Origin of the sequence: Paenibacillus sp. BIHB 4019, from assembly GCF_002741035.1 — a bacterium.
Lineage (GTDB): Bacteria > Bacillota > Bacilli > Paenibacillales > Paenibacillaceae > Pristimantibacillus.
In genome coordinates this window covers 4,424,039-4,441,595 of sequence record NZ_CP016808.1, presented here as the reverse complement: position 1 = coordinate 4,441,595, position 17,557 = coordinate 4,424,039, and the positions used below count along the sequence as shown (strand labels likewise).

Below are 17,557 nucleotides of genomic sequence, written 5' to 3'. Positions count from 1 at the left end.
ATCACTAGCTTAAAGGGCTGGCAAGCTGCTAATCCGCCTGCCAACCCTTTTATTTTACATGAATTGCGGCTGCGCTGCAGGCGTATTTTCCTCGGTCGTTGTTTTAACCCCTTTAAATTGGTGAATCAGCGTATTGATCAGCAGCGCTCCAACACCAATTAGCGCGAGCCCCAGCAAATATTTTGACGTCTGCCCCCCGCCGAAGAGCAGGTTGTAATCCAGCTGAATCGTATAAAACATCGGGGAAATATAGCTGATGACTTTGAACAAGCCTGGCATCATTTCCTGCGGCATCATCGCTCCGCCTGCAATGGACTGCGACAGCAGAAGCGGCATATTAAGCAGCATGCCCACTTGGCCGGCTAGCATGCAGAAGATGCTCGTAAACGAAATAGCTGTAAATAGTTCAAGGGAATGTACCATCCACACTTTTAGAAATGTCTCGGCACCATAGCCATGAATGGAGAAATAAATAGTTAAGCCAACGAGTGGAACGATCAAAGCCAGCAGCGCATTAAGCCCCTGCAAACTAAAAAAGGCTTTCCATTTGCCCAGCTGCCCTTTCATTTGCTGCAAGGCGCCGACACTAATCATGGAATAAATCATAGCCCCAACATAGCCTGCCATCGTCAGAAACATAGGTGCCATCTGATTGTGCATGCCGGCAGGCTTCGGGTTGGTCACAACCATATTGGGAGTTACTTTGGTCATGACGCCTTCCACCATCTGCTTCGCCTGATCCTCTGGCAGCTGCATATTTTGCAGCAGCCCTTCAAAGCTTTGCGTCTGAATTTGGGCGACCATTTTGCTGGAAATTTGGTCAGCCACGCTTTGCATCGCACTGCTTGTCGTCGACGGATTAGAATCATTCATGAAAAAATCCAATTGGGCCTGTTCACCCGGCTGCGAAAGCTGCTGCGTGAAATTTTGCGGAATATGCACGATTAAATGGACGTTGCGATTTTCCAGCTCGGTTTTGGCCTGCTCTAGACTAAGAGCAGTATTGATATGAAAGGGCAGCTGCTCTTTCAATTGCTCCACCATCTTCGCTCCGGTCTGCTCGTCCTCGCTTACAATGGCCACCGTGAGATCAGGCAGGTTTTTCGGCACCGCGCTGTACCCGTACATAAAAATTCCAATCATCGCGATTTGATAAAAAACCATCATAAAAATGCCACCGATTACGATTTTGTTTTTCAAAAATACTACCATGCTCCACGCCACCTTATACTTTATTTTATATACTTTAATTAGAGTAATTAATTTAGTGTATACTGTCAATGTAAAAGGCTACCATATTTAGTTCGGTATACAGTATACCGCTAGCTGGCAGGTGGCTTTCCCGTCTCGGCAAGCCGCCTGCCTGAACAAATAAAGAGACGGGAAGCGGCTGCTCCCCATCTCTTTATTTGTTTCCTATAAGGCCTGCTGATTCAATCGCTCCAGCTTATCCGGATTGCGGATAATATAAATATTTTGCAGCAGCTTGTTTTTCATATGGAGGAATACGGCGGAGGTTATGCGCTCTTGCTGCCTGAACATGATGGCGGTTTGGCCGTTCAGCTGCGCGATTTCGATGCTGAAGCGATCGTCCTCTCCTTCGCCTGCCTTGCGAATGATGCCCAGCAGGAAACGGGCCACATGGTCGCTCGACTGGATAGGACGCATAGCGGCGCTCACCTTGCCTCCTCCGTCGGATAGCAGCATGGCGTCTTCTGCAAGCATAGACAGCACCGTATCGACCTTCCCCTCGGACAAAGCTGCGAGAAATTGCTGCACCCACTCGTCGCTAACTGCGCCTGCCCCCGCAAGCTCCTGCTCCGAAACGCCCATTTTTCCCCGGGCTCGGCTAAGCAGCTTGCGGCAGTTCATTTCACTTTTGCCCGTAATTTCCGCTATAGCGGCGTAATCGAACGAGAGCGCTTCTCTGAGCACAAATACCGCCCGCTCGGCTGGTGATAGACGCTCTAATAATGCAAGCATCGCATAAGATAGCAGCTCGCCGCGGATGATAGCCTCAAATCCATCCTCAGCGTTCATTTGCAGCGGCTCGGGCAGCCATGGCCCGATATATTTCTCCCGGCGTTTGCGTGCAGATTTGAGCAGGTCATAGCAATGATTCGTTATCATTTTGCATAAATACGCCTTTGGCTCCTGCAGCCGCGCCGGGTCCACTCGCTGAAGCTTGATGAATACGTCCTGAACTGCGTCCTCCGCATCACATACGGAACCGGTTAGCTGATACGCCAGCTGGAATAAAAGATTTTTGTACCGTTCATAAAGCTCCGTCACTTCGCATGCCCCCATCTATGCTTGCCTGCACTTCTTGTATCACTTGTATCGATCATATCAAGCACACCATTAGGCGTCCATACGCATCATTAAGCAAGCCCATGTCTTCTCCTGTAAATCCATTTGCCCATATAACGAGGAGAGGCTGATTTTTGTGACATTTTGTTTTGATTTGAATTATTGTTTGAAATGAATTATACTTGGCGATATGTTTAAACAATTAAACCATATAGCGGAGGAGTGGAGCCATGAGCGAATTTATCGGCAATCAGAAAGCGATTCACATTTTTGAAAGTTTAAGCCCTTATTTTCAAGGCTTGGGGGACCCTGTTCGCCAGCAAATTATATCGCTGCTAATCGATAAAGACAGTATGAATGTAACGCAAATTGCTGAGCATATTCCAATGTCGCGGCCTACCGTTTCGCATCATTTGAAAATATTGCGTCAGGCAGGGCTGCTTACCGTTCAGAAAAAAGGGACCGAAATGTATTATCGGCTTGAAATCAATGATGCGATTGCGCTTATGAAACAGCTTGTCCAATTCGTGGAAGAGGAATGCCAATGCTAGTGCCAATATTAGGCTAGCTTGCTGCCATTCCTTTTTCAAACGGCTATAGGTTGAATAACTTAAACGTATAAACATTTAATCGGAGGTTCATTTTATGAATAGAAACAAGGTTCTTATCGTTGGGGGATATGGAGAAGTTGGCAGGCAGATCGCCCACATTTTACTTGAGCGGCATGCGGATTTGGAAATCGTATTGGGAGGAAGGTCACCGGAGAAAGCGAAAGCCTTCACGTCTGAACGCGTACATACTGCCGCTGTAGACACGAATGCGGAAGATCCGCTCCAGCATGCAGGCGAGCATATTTCGCTCATCATTAGCGCAGTCAACGATCTGCAGGATAAACTGCTTCTTGCTGCCGTGAGAAGAAAAATCCCGTTTATCGACGTGACGCGCTGGACGGAGCTATTCGAGCAGGCTTCTGCAAAATTGAGAAATATGGCGCTCCATGCTCCTGTCGTGCTGTCTTCAGGCTGGATGGCAGGAACGGCCTCTCTATTTGCTATGCTGCATGCTGATTCGCTTGACCACGTAGCTGTCGATATCCATGCCCTCTACTCCCTGCGGGATAAAGCAGGCCCGGATTCTACCGCATACATGGATCGGATGACGATCCCCTTTCATATTACGGAAGCGGGAAAAAACCGGCTTGTCCATCCGATGACCGATCCGGTGAAGGTCCAGTTCCCCAATGGCTATAAGGCAAAATGCTATCGGCTGGACACCCCTGATCATGTGACACTGCTTAAGGCCAGCCATATTCACACAGCCAGCTTCCGCATCTCCTTCGACAGCAAAGCATCCACCTCTCTGCTTGTGGGACTCGTTAACAGCGGCATCTGGAAGATGATCAGCGGGAAGAGGTTCCGCTCGTTCAGACAGCGCCTGCTCTACAATCCGGGTACCGGCAGCGCCCATCATGTGCTTATTCACCTAAAGGGGCACGACCCTAATGGACGCCTGGTAGAGCGGCGAATCGCCATTTCGGACCCGCTTGGCCAGACACATCTTACCGCTTTGGGCGCTGCTGTCCAAGCCGAGAAATTGCTGCTGATGCTGGAAAATGAACCGCTCGCCCCTGGCGTTTATTATCCGGAGGACCTGCCGGATTCGCGGATGGACACGGCTGCGATTATGGGCTTTTTCAAACAATATGGCGTGCTTGTCTCCTACTAATTTAGAGCGTCATTAAGCCGCCGTATCTAGCCAAATATTGTTCCTTTTCTTTATAATCCGGCATTATGCTGCCTACCCGCCGCCAAAAGGAACGATCATGATTCATATGGAAGAGATGGCAAAGCTCATGGATAATGACGTAATCAATGACATCAATCGGCGCCATCGCCAGACGATAATTGAAGGTCAAATGCTTGCTTGAGCTGCAGCTTCCCCACTTCGTCGCGGACTCTACGATTTCAACCGTTTTAGGCTTTATTTTCAGCTGCGCCTGATAAATAGGCAGACGTTCGCCTATTATTTTTTTGCAGTTTGAAAAATAAAACTTTTTGAGGTTTTTTCGCAGCTCCTCCTCTGATAAACCGTTTGTCTCGATTAATTCATGCAGCAAATGCTCTTTGCCAAGGTAGAGAAATTTTTCTTTATCTTGGTATTGCTTCGTTTGGGGCGCTTTATTAGCCTCCGCAAGATGCTGCGTCTGCTCCAAAATCCATTTGCCATGCTGCCCGACGGCCCGTTTAATGACCTCTTCGCTTGCCGCTTTCGGCGCTTTAACCGTGATGAAGCCTGAGGGCTCGATCTGAATGGAGATTTTCTTTTCCCGATTGCCATATTGAACATGAAACGATATCGTATGATTTTCAAATTCAATGTTCATCGGCTAGTTATAGGTCATCCAGGCTGTCGTGCCGAGCACTTCAAAATCTTGCTTAAACCAGAAGTTGCGCGATTTATCCAGCGTGTACACATATATTCTCTTTTTCGGGTATTTCGCTTTAAGCCAGTTGATAAAGGAAGCCGCATGGCCTTTGCCTTCATATTCCTTCAGCACATCGAGCGCTTCGATAAAAACAAAATCCTTTTTATTTTTAATGTCGATATAAAAGCCTTTTTCCAAATATTTTTCGTCATCGCTAAAATAATCTTTTTCGGCTTTTTCGATCAGCTGCTTGCCGTTCGCGTATTCCCAGATGACGCCGTATCCGACCATCGTCTCGTCTGTTTCAATTATATAAATGTTTTCCGGCAGCTCCGCTTGGTCCTTCTGGCTCAATTCGCTTGCATGATAGGTCGTCGTAATCTCGCGGAGTGTGTTCTGCATTTCTTTATCAAATGGTTTCGCTATAATGCTAGACATGATTATGATCTCCTTTTTTTGCTTCAAAGCTTATATGATTTGTCGCTCTGATTCGTGACTGTTATCATACCATACTAGGTGTAACAAGGTGAAACGGCCATCGTCGTCCTTTGGCGGCGCGGCGCGTTTCATTCCGAGAAATATAGAGAAAGGATAGAAAAACCATATACTTTCCTATATTTCAAGGTGAAACGGCCATCGTCGTCCTTTGGCGGCGCGGCGCGTTTCATTCCGAGAAATATAGAGAAAGGATAGAAAAACCATATACTTTCCTATATTTCAAGGTGAAACGGCCATCGTCGTCCTTTGGCGGCGTGGCGCGTTTCATTCCGAGAAATATAGAGAAAGGATAGAAAAATCATATACTTTCCTATATTTCAAGGTGAAACGGCCTTCGTCGTCCTCTGGCGGTAAAGCTACCGTTTCGAGGTTGAAATTTAAGCCCATTACAAGAGTGAAACTTATAGAAGCTAATTTTTTGAAAAAACAAAAAAGACACGGAAGGCCCCTCCCGTGTCTTTAACACCAAAATAATGAGCAGCCTTACAAAGTCCCAATCCGCTTCGAAAGCTCTGCCAAATCTTGTCCTTTCAGTGCGCCCTCCACAAGGGCAGGAAGCAAGGCGGGCGTACAAGCAAAGCACGGCGTGCCGTCGCGGGACAGCTGTTTCGCAAGTCCCTCGTCGTAAAATGGCTTGCCCTTGTCCGATAAAGCAAGCAGGCACATCGTACGCACACCCGATTCCCGCATTTCACGCATTCGGCGAATAAGCCCGGATTGATTGCCGCCTTCATAAAGATCGGAGACAATAATGAATAGCGTTTTCTTCGGCTCTTCAATAAATTGCTCACAATATTTGACCGACTTATGAATATCCGTGCCGCCGCCAAGCTGAATGCCGAACAGCATATCGACGGGATCGTTGGCACATTGCTCGGTCAAATCCACAACCTCTGTGTCAAATACGACTACTCTTGTATTTAGCGCCGGGATGCTGGCAAAGATCGAGCCGACAACCGAAGCCCAAATAATCGAATCGGCCATTGAGCCGCTCTGGTCAATGTCGATAATGACCGTCCATTCCCTGCTTCGCTGCGCCCTGTCAAAATAATAAAATTTCTCAGGTATGATTACCCGCCGCTTCGTATCATAATGCTTCAAATTCCGCTGAATAGTCCGCTTCCAGTCGAGCCCGCTCAGGGACGGCAGCGGCGAATGCTGCCTCTTGTTGAGCGCTCCCGTCACCGCGCGGCGAATATCGGTTTCCAGCAGCTTCACCAGTTCATCTACTACCGCTTTCACAAGCAGGCGCGCCGTATCTTTCGTCTTCTCAGGAATTTTCCCCTTAAGCGACAGCAGCGTGCCCACAAGCTGAATATCCGGCTTTACGGAGGCGAGCAGTTCCGGCTCAAACAGCAGCTGCTTCCAGCCTTTGCGCTCCATCGCATCATTTTGGATGATAGATACGACATCCTCTGGAAAAAACGATCTCACGTCGCCGAGCCACTTGGACAGGTTAAGCGATCCGTGGCCTGTGCTTGACCCTCGCCCAGCTCCAGTGCCTGAGCCGCCCTTCGTACTGCCGGCCGCACCGCTTTCATCATAAATGGCTGCCAGCGCCGCATCCATAATAAGCTCCTCTTCCGTAAGAACAAGCCGTCCGTCTTCGTTACAGCCAGCCAATTGGCCTTCCGCTTCTTGTCCCAAAATCAGCCGCCAGCGCGATACTGTATTTTCTTTCCGATTGTCCTCCATAGGTTAAAGGTCCTCAAAGTCAAAATCATTCAGATCGTCCAGCATTTTTATCTCTTCCTCCATTAGCTCACCTGTAATAATTTCTGCGGCCTGCTCCCCGCTTACTCCCCACAGCTCGCCCAGCAGCTCGCCGATCATCGTCATCTCCCTTGAAGAGAAGGAGCTGAACGCTCTCCGTAAAAAGACAAGCGCCCGCTTAAACTCATCGTCCTGCAGCGAATTAATGTAATGGTTCAGCTGTTCCCACAAGCTTGTCCGTGAGAGCAGGCTGTAGCGATTGCGCATCGATAGCCCTTCAAACCAGCCTGCACCAAGATCAGCCGTAATGCCTGGGGAAAGACGCCGGGACACTTCCGATGCACACTGCTCCGCCGTAATCGCACCCCGTTCCATCAAAATAGCACAGGCGAAGCCGGATAATTTGGGATTGCGGTCATCCCGCTCCGATAAATGCAGCAGCTCTTGCACCCACTGCTTGTCGTCAATGATTTCACTATGCTCCTGCGAAATGCGGTTGAGCTCGTTTATCGCCGTAATCATGCCGCCCGCCGCTTCATCATTGCAGCTCGCACCATCCAGCAAATATAAGGAGCCGCGGTGAAACAGCTGCTCCAGCAGCGGAATAAGCGGCTGTGTATCTACCTTGCGAATATCGCCATAGCCAATAATCATCGATAATCCCCGTGCCGCCGCTGCAATTTGCACGACATCGCGGCTGTCGGCAGCCAGCGTCTGCAGCACTCTGCTGCCCTCCTCCATCTGCGAGGTCATTCCACAGCAGCAGGAAACATGGATGAGCGCCGAGGCTTCTTCAATAGAGCGGCAGGCAAGAAGCTTCTCACGAAGCACGTAAGCACACGCTACTTCAATTGTTTCCCCGAGCAGCGTCGCTTCCACAACTTGAATTTCAGCTTCCGGCGACCACTGGATGAGCCAATTTTCCGCCCAAGTTGCTCCTTCTTGGCCGCTTGGCTGGCTTTTCACAAAAGATATGCCAAGCAATAGCAATCGGTGGCATAAGATGGAACGGTTCAAGTCCAAAAAGGCAGCTTCTACTGAAGCGACCCTGCGGTTTTCTCTGAGATCAAGCGTTAGGGTGCTGGCGATTGTCGTCTTGTACTTTTCCAGCTTTAATCTTTTTAGCTGCCGGTTCAAATCATCTTGAATAGGAGTTTGGCTCACTCCTTCTGCCAAGCGGCCTATCGCCGTTCCCACGTCAATTCTTGCCAGCGCCTCAGCGACAGCAGATAACTCTCCATGCCCGAGCAGCGTTTGGGCAGCATCATGAAGATCGCGCAAAGTAGGCGCGCTGCCGTCATGCAGCGCAGCGAGCGACTCTGCCATTCGTACAGCTTCAATTACCTCGGCAGTAGAGCGGTGAGTGCCCCCGCTCCTTACAAGTCTGGCAACCGAGGCGAGATAACGGTGTGGAAGCTGCTCCAGCATTCCGCCCTCCATCGCCTCCCACATCATTTGGAAATAGTGGGGCGCATTATTTCCGGCACCATAACCCGACATCGTCGACAGCTTATAATAAGAGTAAGGCATTAACGTATGCTTGGCGCTGCGGGATGGCAGTCCCGCTGCCTCTTCATCGCTCATCACCGCCGCTGTCAAATCCGCTAGAGCAGCAGCATGATAGGCGCCGCAGACGACCACGATTCGCTGGGGGTCATGGCCCGCAGCAATCGTTTGCTGGATCTGCCGCCGCATATAAGACTCCCGTAATGCATTATAGGCATGCTCAGCCGGGTACTCGCGCCGCTCCTTCGCCTCGCCAAGCTCTCGCAGCTCCGCCGAAAAAGCGAGAATGGCTTCCCGGTATGCGCCGGGATTGGCATTATGCTCAAAGCTGCGCTCCCAATACATATCATAATCGCTTTCACCGGCAAGCTCGGCAATCCGGCTGTAAATGGAGCGTTTCTCCTCCCCTTCGGGTACAGCAGAAGGCTCCTTTCCCTTTGAACGGAGCGCATCCTGCAGCGCTAGCGTCACGGAAGAAGGAAGGTCAATAAATGCCGCAGCCGCGCCATGCTCCTTAGCCCATTTCATCGCCTGAAACTCCGGCGAATATACCGCGAAGGGCCATAACACCGTACGCACGGGAAGCTCTTCGGTAAAGGCTAATATAGCTGCGGGCAGTTCAGTAGCGGCATGTGTCAAGTGCTTAATCTCGCCAGTCGCATCCGAGGGGCCTTCAATAAGCACCGCCGTCGGCTCACGATCATTCAGGTACTCAAGCAGCTGCTTCGCCCCGCCAGGAGATAGATGGCGCACTCCGAAAATAAACACCTGATCGTCAGCATTTACATTCACTCGTTCATCTCCTTGCACGCTTGATACAAATTCCGCCACTCCGCTCCCCGCTTCTTCATGACGTTGTCCAAATATTCCTTCCAGACGAGCTTGTCCTTATCATCATCCTTGACAATGGCGCCCTGCAGACCGGCCGCCAAATCGCTATCTGTCAGCTCCCCGCTGCCGAAGCTTGCGGCCAGTGCCATGCTGTTGGTCAGCAGAGAGATCGCTTCCGCAGTCGAGATGACACCTGCTGGCGATTTCAGCTTCTCTTTCTTGTCGAGCGTCATGCCGCTGCGCAGCTCGCGGAATATCGTAACCACCTTGAGCAGCGCCTCGTCTGCTGGAAGGGAAGCCTCCAGCTCATAGGACGCCGCAATTTCGCCGACCCTTTTTTTCACGATTTCAAGCTCGGTTTCTAGATCCGATGGTGCCGGAAGGACAATGATGTTGAAGCGGCGCTTGAGCGCGGCAGACATTTCATTCACTCCGCGATCCCGGGTATTGGCTGTCGCAATAATCGAGAATCCTTTGCGGGCGCTCGTCTCTTTTCCAAGCTCGGGCACCGATATCGTCTTCTCGGAAAGGATCGAAATGAGCGCATCCTGCACCTCCGACGCACAGCGGGAAATTTCCTCAAAGCGGGCAATGCCGCCATCCTCCATGGCCCGCATAATCGGACTTTTCACAAGCGCCTCAGGCGTAGGCCCATTAGCCAGCAGCATGGCATAGTTCCAAGAATAACGCACCTGCTCCTCGCTCGTTCCGGCGGTTCCCTGCACGACCAACCCGGAATTGCCATAGATCGCAGCAGCCAAATTTTCCGACAGCCATGATTTGGCGGTGCCCGGCTCCCCTATTAACAGCAAGGCGCGGTCCGTAACAAGCGTAGCAATCGCCATCTCGATTAAGCGGGTATTGCCAATATATTTAGGCGTGATGACCGTCTTGCCGGCTTTGCCGCCAATGATGAACGTCAGCACCGAGCGCGGCGACATTTGCCAGCCTGCCGGAATTTTTCCTTTGTCCGCCTTGCGCAGCGCCTCCAGCTCATGGCTGTACAAAACTTCTGCCGGCAGCCGCATCATATCCTGAAGCTGTTCTTGATCTGTTGTCATTCGTACATCTCCTTTAAGTTTATATAAGCTGCCGAACATTCAACGCTAAAGCAGCCCTTATTTTCGCAATAAGCCGATTATTTCTTCCAGTTGTCTCGCACAGTCATATCTATAGCTAGGAAGAATAGCTTCCAAACGGTCTGCATAGCTCTTAGGGAAATGAAACATCAAATGGAACAGATAAACGGAGAAGCTGTACAGGCTTTTGTCCTTTGAATCCTCCAAAATCTCCATCAACAGCTCGAGGCGCCGAGCTTCTTCCACTCCGGCATGCTCCAACCCTTTAAAAACATGCACGCCAATTGTATTTAAACCGCTTTTCTTCTTCTCTTTCCACTCTTGCAGGCTCTGCAGCAGAAATTCTTCTACCCTCTTGTGCCCAGGCCGTGCAAAAACAGCGACCAGCTCCAAATGTTTACGATCGATGAGCCAGTCCAGCCAGCGGGCATCCCAAGCTTCAACCAGCGGCGCTGCCGTATTGATCTCTCCATTGTAATAGTCATAGCTGCCTACCATATACTCCATCGTATCGAGCAGCTGGCGCTCGCGAGCGCTTGATGCTTTGGTGACGACCGATTTCAGCTTGATCGCAGTAGAACCCACATAATGCATGTATACATCCTCAGGAGGCAAAAGGCGCTTCGCCATGCGGAATGAATACGGCAAATAACGATGATTTTTGTGATCCAGCTCCTGCAGCAGGCTTAACACTTCCATGGAATTCGTTTGTTCCAAATATTGCGCTGCTTTGTCCAGCAGCGTAATCCAGCTTAAAGCGGTAAAACGGTCCGCTTCACGCACAATCTGATCATAAAGCTCCTCAAGCTGGGGCATGCGCACATATTCGAACGCTCTCAAAAACGGCTGAGCTTTCGCCCATGCTTTATCGGTAGCCTTCTCATCCTTATTATTCAGTGGAGCCTGATCCAGCTCTGCTCTAAACAAGGGAATAAGCCTTTCCGTCAACGGCTCAGAAGGAAAGCGGTTGAGTGCCTCCGCCGCGAGCTCAATGTCTTTTCCAGAAAACGCCGCAAATAAACGCTCTGTGCCCTGCGCAGAAGCTCCTGCTGCCAAGGCGGCATAAGCCGCTTCTCTAATGGGTTTCTTTTTGTCCAGCGTCCAGCCTATTAAGGCATCGGTATACTCCTCATGAGCGGCAAGACATTCAATGGCAGCGACCCTAATTTCATCTGCCCCATTCTCCGCCGCATCAAAGATGAGATCCAGCTCCGCTGCACCACCTGCCTTATAAATAACCCGCAGCTTGCGCACATCGCTTTTGCCGCCGGAACGGTTAAAGCATTGGATTAAATACGGAACTACCGCTGAGCCATAGGCGGGCAAAATTTTATCCATAGCAAATTCGGCCATTTCGGAATAGGGATCGTCCAGTGCGCGAATCGCAAATGGAAATAGGCGCAAATCGTTGAACAGCCCTTCGGCAAAAGCATCGGTCACAATTTCGTAGCGGCCGCTGCCTGTCGTAGAAAGCGCCTTTTGCACCTCGGCCAGCTTGCGATAGGAGTAGCTTGTGGATAATGGAACCCCTCCGCCTGCCAGATCCAAAACCTCGCCATCCGCCGCTGTATGGCCTTGCGTGTAGAGCACAGAGCCTAGCAGCACGGCCAGCTCTTGCAGCTTCACGGATGCTCCCGTGCCTTCGGCTGATTCAAGCAGCGCTGCAATGCCCTCTCCCAATCTTTTGAAAATGGCTGCGCGTTCGCCTAGCTGCTCGAATTGCGGCAGAAGGCGCTTCAAACGAAAATCCCCCGCAGCCAGGTCGCTCCCGGCAATATAAAGCCGTCTTACCTCTTGATGAAGCTCTTGCAATAACGCTGTACTCATGGGTTGTCCCCCTAAATGGATAATAGAAGCTAGTATAAAAGCCGGGTTATATTTTCACCCTTTATGATAGTCAGCGGCTGGGCAGCAAGCCGCCCTTGGTCCATCCGGTGCTCAAACATGACCAGAACGCAGCAGTCCTTCAGCTGAGTGTCATTCAGGTAAGGCAGGAGAGATACGGTACCTTGCGGCAGCGCTGCAACATCCTCCAGCACAAGCTGTCCTCCCGCTTCGTCTATTAGCGCGAACTGTCCGCTTTCGGTTGCTCCGACTTTGGCGGCGTGCAGCAGCATAACAGGCGACTTGTCGCTGAGCGGGTTTTTCAGCTGGTTCTTTACACGCTTGACTGCTTCTGCATAAGTGCCGTTCGCCTTGGAAGCTACGTTCGCCAAATCAGCAGCTGTCACAGCTCTCGGCGCCATTTCCTCAAAGCGCACCCGGGCGTTCATATCCCCTGGATACTTGTATAAGGAAGGCACACGAGCGACTTCAAAAAAGCTGTCATCCTCGCGCATATGCTTTGCCGCTTTGCGGGGGCGATATTGCACGGTGCGGTGAATTTCGCCGCTAGCCGTTTCAAGCCAATAGCCGACATCTACAAACTCTTGTCGGGCATCATCGTCATAGCTGTAGAAGGCCAACTGCAGCAGCTCTGCTTGTTCTGTTACAAGGCCAAATTCCTTCAGCTCGGTTAACTGCCAGGCATGGCCCAGCCACTCCTCCATTGTTGACGTATAGTCCAGCGCAAGCTCCGGATCTTCCAGCTTGGAGAGCAGATAAGCTCGGCCTTTCTTGATAAAAGCATGCAGCCTGGTCAGCTGTTCCGCCGCATCGGTATAACTTGCTTCCCGGTCGCGTTGATCGGCGAGCAGCAGCGCAAACCGCCGCAGCTCAATCTGCGCGCCCGACAAATAATAGTTGCCCAATTGCTTAACGTGCTCTTGGATAGCTTTAAGCATTTTGCTGTCGATGGTGCCAAGGCCGCTGCGAATGAGCGAAAGAATGAGCTTTTCCAGCACATCAAGCCCCTCTAGCTGGGAAGCTATTTTTTTCTTCAGGGCTGTCTTGTTCACCTTCTTCGGTTTAGGCGGCTCATCACTATTTTCCTTTTGTGCTTTATTTTCAACGCGTTTTTCTGCTTTTTCGCGTTTGCTTATAATATCTTCAGGAATGGGCGCCACTTCAAAGGACAATCCATCCGTGTACGCATACAACAAGCCTAAGCCATGCTTGCAAGGAAATTGGCGGCTAGGGCATGTGCAGCGAAAAGTCGGCTTCTCTAGGACGATAAAGTCAACCGAGCAATCATAGTTGGACTTGCCGCTGCCTGCGCATTGCCCAAATAAAAGCTCTCCATCTTCAGAACGGTTTAATTGCACAAAGCTGTTTTTCTTAACAAGTCCTTGCCCGTTCTTGATTGCGGCAGCATTCGGAGCAAGCGAATCGACATAGGATGCTGAAATTTCAAGCAAAAAAGATTCCTCCCTACTCATTTCCTATAATTTACTTCACATTCTATTATAAGACATTTGCTAATATTTTTGATAGAGCATTAGAATCTGAATAATTCATCTAATTTTAAATATTTTGTTATAAAAATAGGTCTTTCTACACAGAAAATATTGTAATTAATCTATTTTACTCATAAAAAATAAGCCTTGCCCCGCGGCAAGACTTACAAAGCTGCATCCTAGTTCATGCGGAATCGGCAAATTTAGGGCAGCAAAATATTAAATTCCCTAGCAACCTGCAGCGCCTGGACGCGATTGCTCACACCAAGCTTTCTATATATGCTCTTAATATGCCACTTTATCGTCTCGCTCGCATTGCCCAGCTTGGCAGCAATTTCCTTATTCTCCAAGCCATCAGCAATGAGCCGCAGCACCCGTATTTCCTGTTCCGTTAAAATCATTTTCACCTGCTGCTTCTCTCCTGCTTCCACATTCAAAGCAAGAAGCAGCTCCCTTACATATTCCAGCGTTACAACAGGCTCCCACTGCTCTTTAACGTTCTTATTTGCATTTCTAGCCTTTGTATAAGCGATGAGAAGTAGTACCATCCGCTCGCCTTCATCAATGAAGCTGCGAATGTAGCCTTGCGGCTCGGCAAGCCGCAGCGCTTCCTCCAGATGTGCAAGCGCAGCATCCATCCGGCCCATTTGCTCAAAGATTAAGCTTTGCAAAATTATGCTTTTTATGCGGTCGCGCAGCCGATCCTCCGCGCTCAACAGCTGGAGCAGCCTCCCCAGCAAATGCAGCGCATCGCCCGGCCTGCCGCAGGCAGCAAGCACTCTGGCCAATATGAGATGCTCAGGCACACGGCCTAGCGATACTTCGTCCGTATGCAGCATGCCGCAATGATGGAGCCAATTTTGCGCCTCTTGGATGAAGCCTTGCCGCAAAGCAAGCCGAGCTTGCTCCGCCTCAATTCGCAAATGGAACAAAACCGCATCGGGAGAATCGATATGCGACTTTAGCTGCATGAGCAGCTCCGCGGCCCGTTCACTATTTCCCTTGGCCTGCTCGATTTGTGAAGCGCTAACCGCTAAATGAATCATAATTCGGGCAAAAGGCTTAATATCGTCGCGTCCAAGTGCCTGATTCGCATAAAACGAAGCTTCATCCAACCGATTCCATTCATAAAGCAATTTGCTGTACGACACGTTGAGGAAGCCGATAAACGGGTATTGTTTTTTATGCTCCCATGCTTTAATCCATCTCAGTAAAAATGCGCCCGCCGCATGAAAATCGTTTATAAATGCCAAGTGGTCGTCAAAGGCATCATAGCCTTGATAGCGATTGCGTCCCATCGTTTGAAAAAAACTGCCCTCGGGCATGTATTGCTCCATTTGCTCCAAATCATTCGAAGTCAGCTTGAGATCTTTATGTAAATAGGAAACGATGGAGCAAAAGAAATATATATTGCCCATTGCCCGCTTCCAATCCGCTTCAGCTAATTGCTCTTTCAAAGAAGCAAAGCGAATTCGGGCTTGTTCTATTTTGCGGAAAGCGGCGTTCCATTCTCCCACCCCGAGCAGGACCGAAATATAAAACATTTCGACCATCGGCTTATCTGCAAAGGTGCTTTCCGGCAAGACGGACAGCCATCTATTTAATACAACGCTCTTCGTTTGCATGAAAGCAATGAGATTTTTCTCCATTAAACGTACGGCATCGCTATACTGCTGGCCCTGCAAAAAATGCTCAACTGCCACCTGCTCAAGCCCTTGGCTCTCCAGCCATTGTGCAGCGCGAATGTGCGCTTGCAGCTTTTTATCCGGCTTTTCCCTCAGCAGCTGCTGCTGCAAAAAATCCGAAAGCAAATGATGATACCGATACCAGCCGCGCTGCTCGTCAAGCGGGATAATAAATAAGTTCAATCGTTCGATTTTCTCCAATTGCTCCTGGCTGTCGGCATAGCCCGTTACCGCCTCGCATATAGAAGCGTTCAACCTTTGTAAAATAGACGTTTCCAGTAGAAAATCGCGCAGTTGAATCGGGAGCTGACTAAATACTTCCTCCAGCAAATAGTCCGAAATATGGCGGTGATGCCCATTAAACTGCTCAATCGATTCCGGAATATTGCCGCTCTGCTTTAAGGAAATGGCAGCTAGCTGCAATCCGCTGATCCAACCCTCCGTCTGGAGGCACAGCAGCGCCACCTGTTCTTTCGTTAAATGCAGCTCCGTCAAATCGCGAAAAAAAACAAACCCTTCCTCCAGCTCAAACCGCAAATCGGGCATCTTGATTTGATGAAATTCCCCTTTTGCCCGCAGCCTTGCTGTAGGAATGGAAAGTTCATTGCGGCTGGCGATATATATATGAATATGGGCAGGCAAGTGCTCCAGCAAATAAATGAAAGAATGCTGAATAGATGGCAGTTCAATAAATTGAAAATCGTCAAGAATGATGGAAAGCTCGCTATCCAAGCCAGCAAGCTCATTCAGCAGCATGCTCATCGCAGGCTCTGCGGATACCGATGGCCCTTTCTCGATCAAGGCTCGAAGGGAAGGAGCAAACCCAGCAATACGGGTTTGAATGGACGCTGCCACATAGCTCCAAAAGGCAATCCAGTCATTATCATGAACATCCAGTGAAACCCATGCTACTGGCGAGCTGCATAATTTCGCCCACCCGCTCAAGGCTGTTGTTTTCCCATAGCCAGCCTGCGCGGAAACGACGGTCAGCTTCGCTTTCATTCCCTCGTCGAGCTTGCCCATCAGCTTCGGCCGAAATACTAAAGAGCTGCGAATGGGAGGAATATGAAGTTTAATGCTTGCCATTACTTGCGGACACCTCCGAAAATGCCTATGTATCAATACTTCTTATTTCAGGCCACCCCCTAGTATAGCAGAAAACAGGGCAATAAAAATACGGCACGCACTGTTTGACCAGTACCCGCCGTATTAGAAAGGTTAGCTTATGAATGGACGATTGTTGAGGTGTCCCACAGATGGGCAGCGCCTCTAAGTGGAGGCGTCGCCGCGATCTGCAGTATATGCTGGCATCATTAAAGCTGAGCAGCTCGGCTGATGCCTTGAGAGGTAAAATGCGTCGTTTTGTGTCACTGAAAAAAACAATGCTGTATTCTTGCTTATCATAATATGAAGCAAGCGATTAGAAAATCCCCCGTTTGGGGGGGAAGATCAACTCTTTTCTTGAAACAGCTGCTTCGCCGCTTGGATAGCAGCTGCGGCACGCGGCCAGCCTGCGTAAAAAGCAAGATGGGTTAATGCCTCTACGACCTGTTCCTCCGTCAAGCCATGCTGCCTCCCTAGACGAATATGGAAGGGCAGCTGCTCCGTCGATCCGCCGGCCACTAATGCAGATATCGTAAGCAGGCTGCGATCCCGAGGCGACAGCTGCTCTCTTTTCCAAACCTCTCCGAAGAGCAGCTCCTCCGAATATTGGACAAAAGCAGGCGCTATAGCTCCGAACGTTTGCCGGACATTTGAAGCGATCGCTTCTGGAGGGCTAATCATTTGGGCGATCCCGCTGCCGAACGTCCAATCTTCCAGTTCCGTCCCGACGAGCATGATGAATACATCTTCCTCGCGAATGGCCAGCCCGCTCTCCAAACGCTGCGCTACCTTTTTATAAAAATGCTGCTTTTGCACCGTGCTTCTACCAGATTTCAAAGTAATTTGGATAAAAAGCAACTCATCGGTCCGCCTAATATTTAAATAATGGGGACTATAATAAAATTCGCTTGCCCGATGCCCATGGAATACTTGAAAAAAATCGTCCTCCGGCACATGGAAATGCTCCATAAGCGCGCCCATAATGACCTGGCTAATGGCTGACAGCTGTGGCTCATCATATTTATTTTCCAAATAACTGACTCTGACGAATGGCATGCTGGCTTCCTCCTT

Annotated in this window: 13 protein-coding genes; 2 read left to right on the top strand and 11 right to left on the bottom strand. The window is 49.9% G+C overall.

The window, feature by feature from the left end; translation table 11 throughout:
* Positions 1-54: 54 nt before the first annotated feature.
* A complete protein-coding gene (locus BBD42_RS19265; RefSeq protein WP_099519480.1) occupies positions 55-1,212 on the bottom strand; it encodes a YhgE/Pip domain-containing protein in 1,158 nt (385 codons plus the stop codon).
* Positions 1,213-1,416: 204 nt separating this feature from the next.
* Entirely contained in the window at positions 1,417-2,292 is an 876-nt protein-coding gene (locus BBD42_RS19260; protein ID WP_099519479.1) for an RNA polymerase sigma-70 factor, read from the bottom strand.
* Between the two features lie 248 nt (positions 2,293-2,540).
* On the opposite strand from BBD42_RS19260, the gene BBD42_RS19255 reads away from it, so the two are divergent.
* Positions 2,541-2,861: an ArsR/SmtB family transcription factor gene (locus BBD42_RS19255; RefSeq protein ID WP_056030054.1), complete on the top strand. Its 321-nt coding sequence runs from the start codon at positions 2,541-2,543 to the stop codon at positions 2,859-2,861.
* Between the two features lie 94 nt (positions 2,862-2,955).
* On the top strand, positions 2,956-4,035 hold the full coding sequence (locus BBD42_RS19250; RefSeq protein WP_099519478.1) for a saccharopine dehydrogenase family protein: 1,080 nt from the start codon (positions 2,956-2,958) through the stop codon (positions 4,033-4,035).
* 1 nt (position 4,036) lies between these two features.
* On the opposite strand, the gene BBD42_RS19245 is transcribed toward BBD42_RS19250, so the two are convergent.
* The 9 genes from BBD42_RS19245 to BBD42_RS32745 all read right to left on the bottom strand — a co-directional run bounded on the left by BBD42_RS19245 (position 4,037) and on the right by BBD42_RS32745 (position 17,542).
* Complete coding sequence (locus BBD42_RS19245) at positions 4,037-4,693, bottom strand: M48 family metallopeptidase (protein ID WP_099519477.1); 657 nt, start codon at positions 4,691-4,693, stop codon at positions 4,037-4,039.
* Between the two features lie 3 nt (positions 4,694-4,696).
* The gene (locus BBD42_RS19240; RefSeq protein WP_099519476.1) at positions 4,697-5,173 is read right to left on the bottom strand and encodes a GNAT family N-acetyltransferase; all 477 of its coding nucleotides are present in this window, start codon (positions 5,171-5,173) and stop codon (positions 4,697-4,699) included.
* A 543-nt stretch (positions 5,174-5,716) separates the two neighbouring features.
* A complete protein-coding gene (locus tag BBD42_RS19235) occupies positions 5,717-6,928 on the bottom strand; it encodes a VWA domain-containing protein (RefSeq protein WP_099519475.1) in 1,212 nt (403 codons plus the stop codon).
* A 3-nt stretch (positions 6,929-6,931) separates the two neighbouring features.
* Positions 6,932-9,244, bottom strand: coding sequence for a DUF5682 family protein (locus tag BBD42_RS19230; protein ID WP_099519474.1), 2,313 nt, complete (start codon positions 9,242-9,244; stop codon positions 6,932-6,934).
* Entirely contained in the window at positions 9,241-10,344 is a 1,104-nt protein-coding gene (locus BBD42_RS19225; protein WP_099519473.1) for an ATP-binding protein, read from the bottom strand. Before BBD42_RS19225 ends, BBD42_RS19230 begins: the two co-directional genes overlap by 4 nt.
* 57 nt (positions 10,345-10,401) lie before the next feature.
* Positions 10,402-12,189 (bottom strand): hypothetical protein, encoded by a 1,788-nt coding sequence (locus BBD42_RS19220; RefSeq protein ID WP_099519472.1) that lies wholly within the window; start codon positions 12,187-12,189, stop codon positions 10,402-10,404.
* A 29-nt stretch (positions 12,190-12,218) separates the two neighbouring features.
* Positions 12,219-13,658: an SWIM zinc finger family protein gene (locus tag BBD42_RS19215; RefSeq protein WP_099519471.1), complete on the bottom strand. Its 1,440-nt coding sequence runs from the start codon at positions 13,656-13,658 to the stop codon at positions 12,219-12,221.
* 242 nt (positions 13,659-13,900) lie between these two features.
* A complete protein-coding gene (locus BBD42_RS19210; protein ID WP_099519470.1) occupies positions 13,901-16,468 on the bottom strand; it encodes a winged helix-turn-helix domain-containing protein in 2,568 nt (855 codons plus the stop codon).
* A 363-nt stretch (positions 16,469-16,831) separates the two neighbouring features.
* A complete protein-coding gene (locus tag BBD42_RS32745) occupies positions 16,832-17,542 on the bottom strand; it encodes a tautomerase family protein (RefSeq protein ID WP_099519469.1) in 711 nt (236 codons plus the stop codon).
* Positions 17,543-17,557 lie beyond the last annotated feature (15 nt).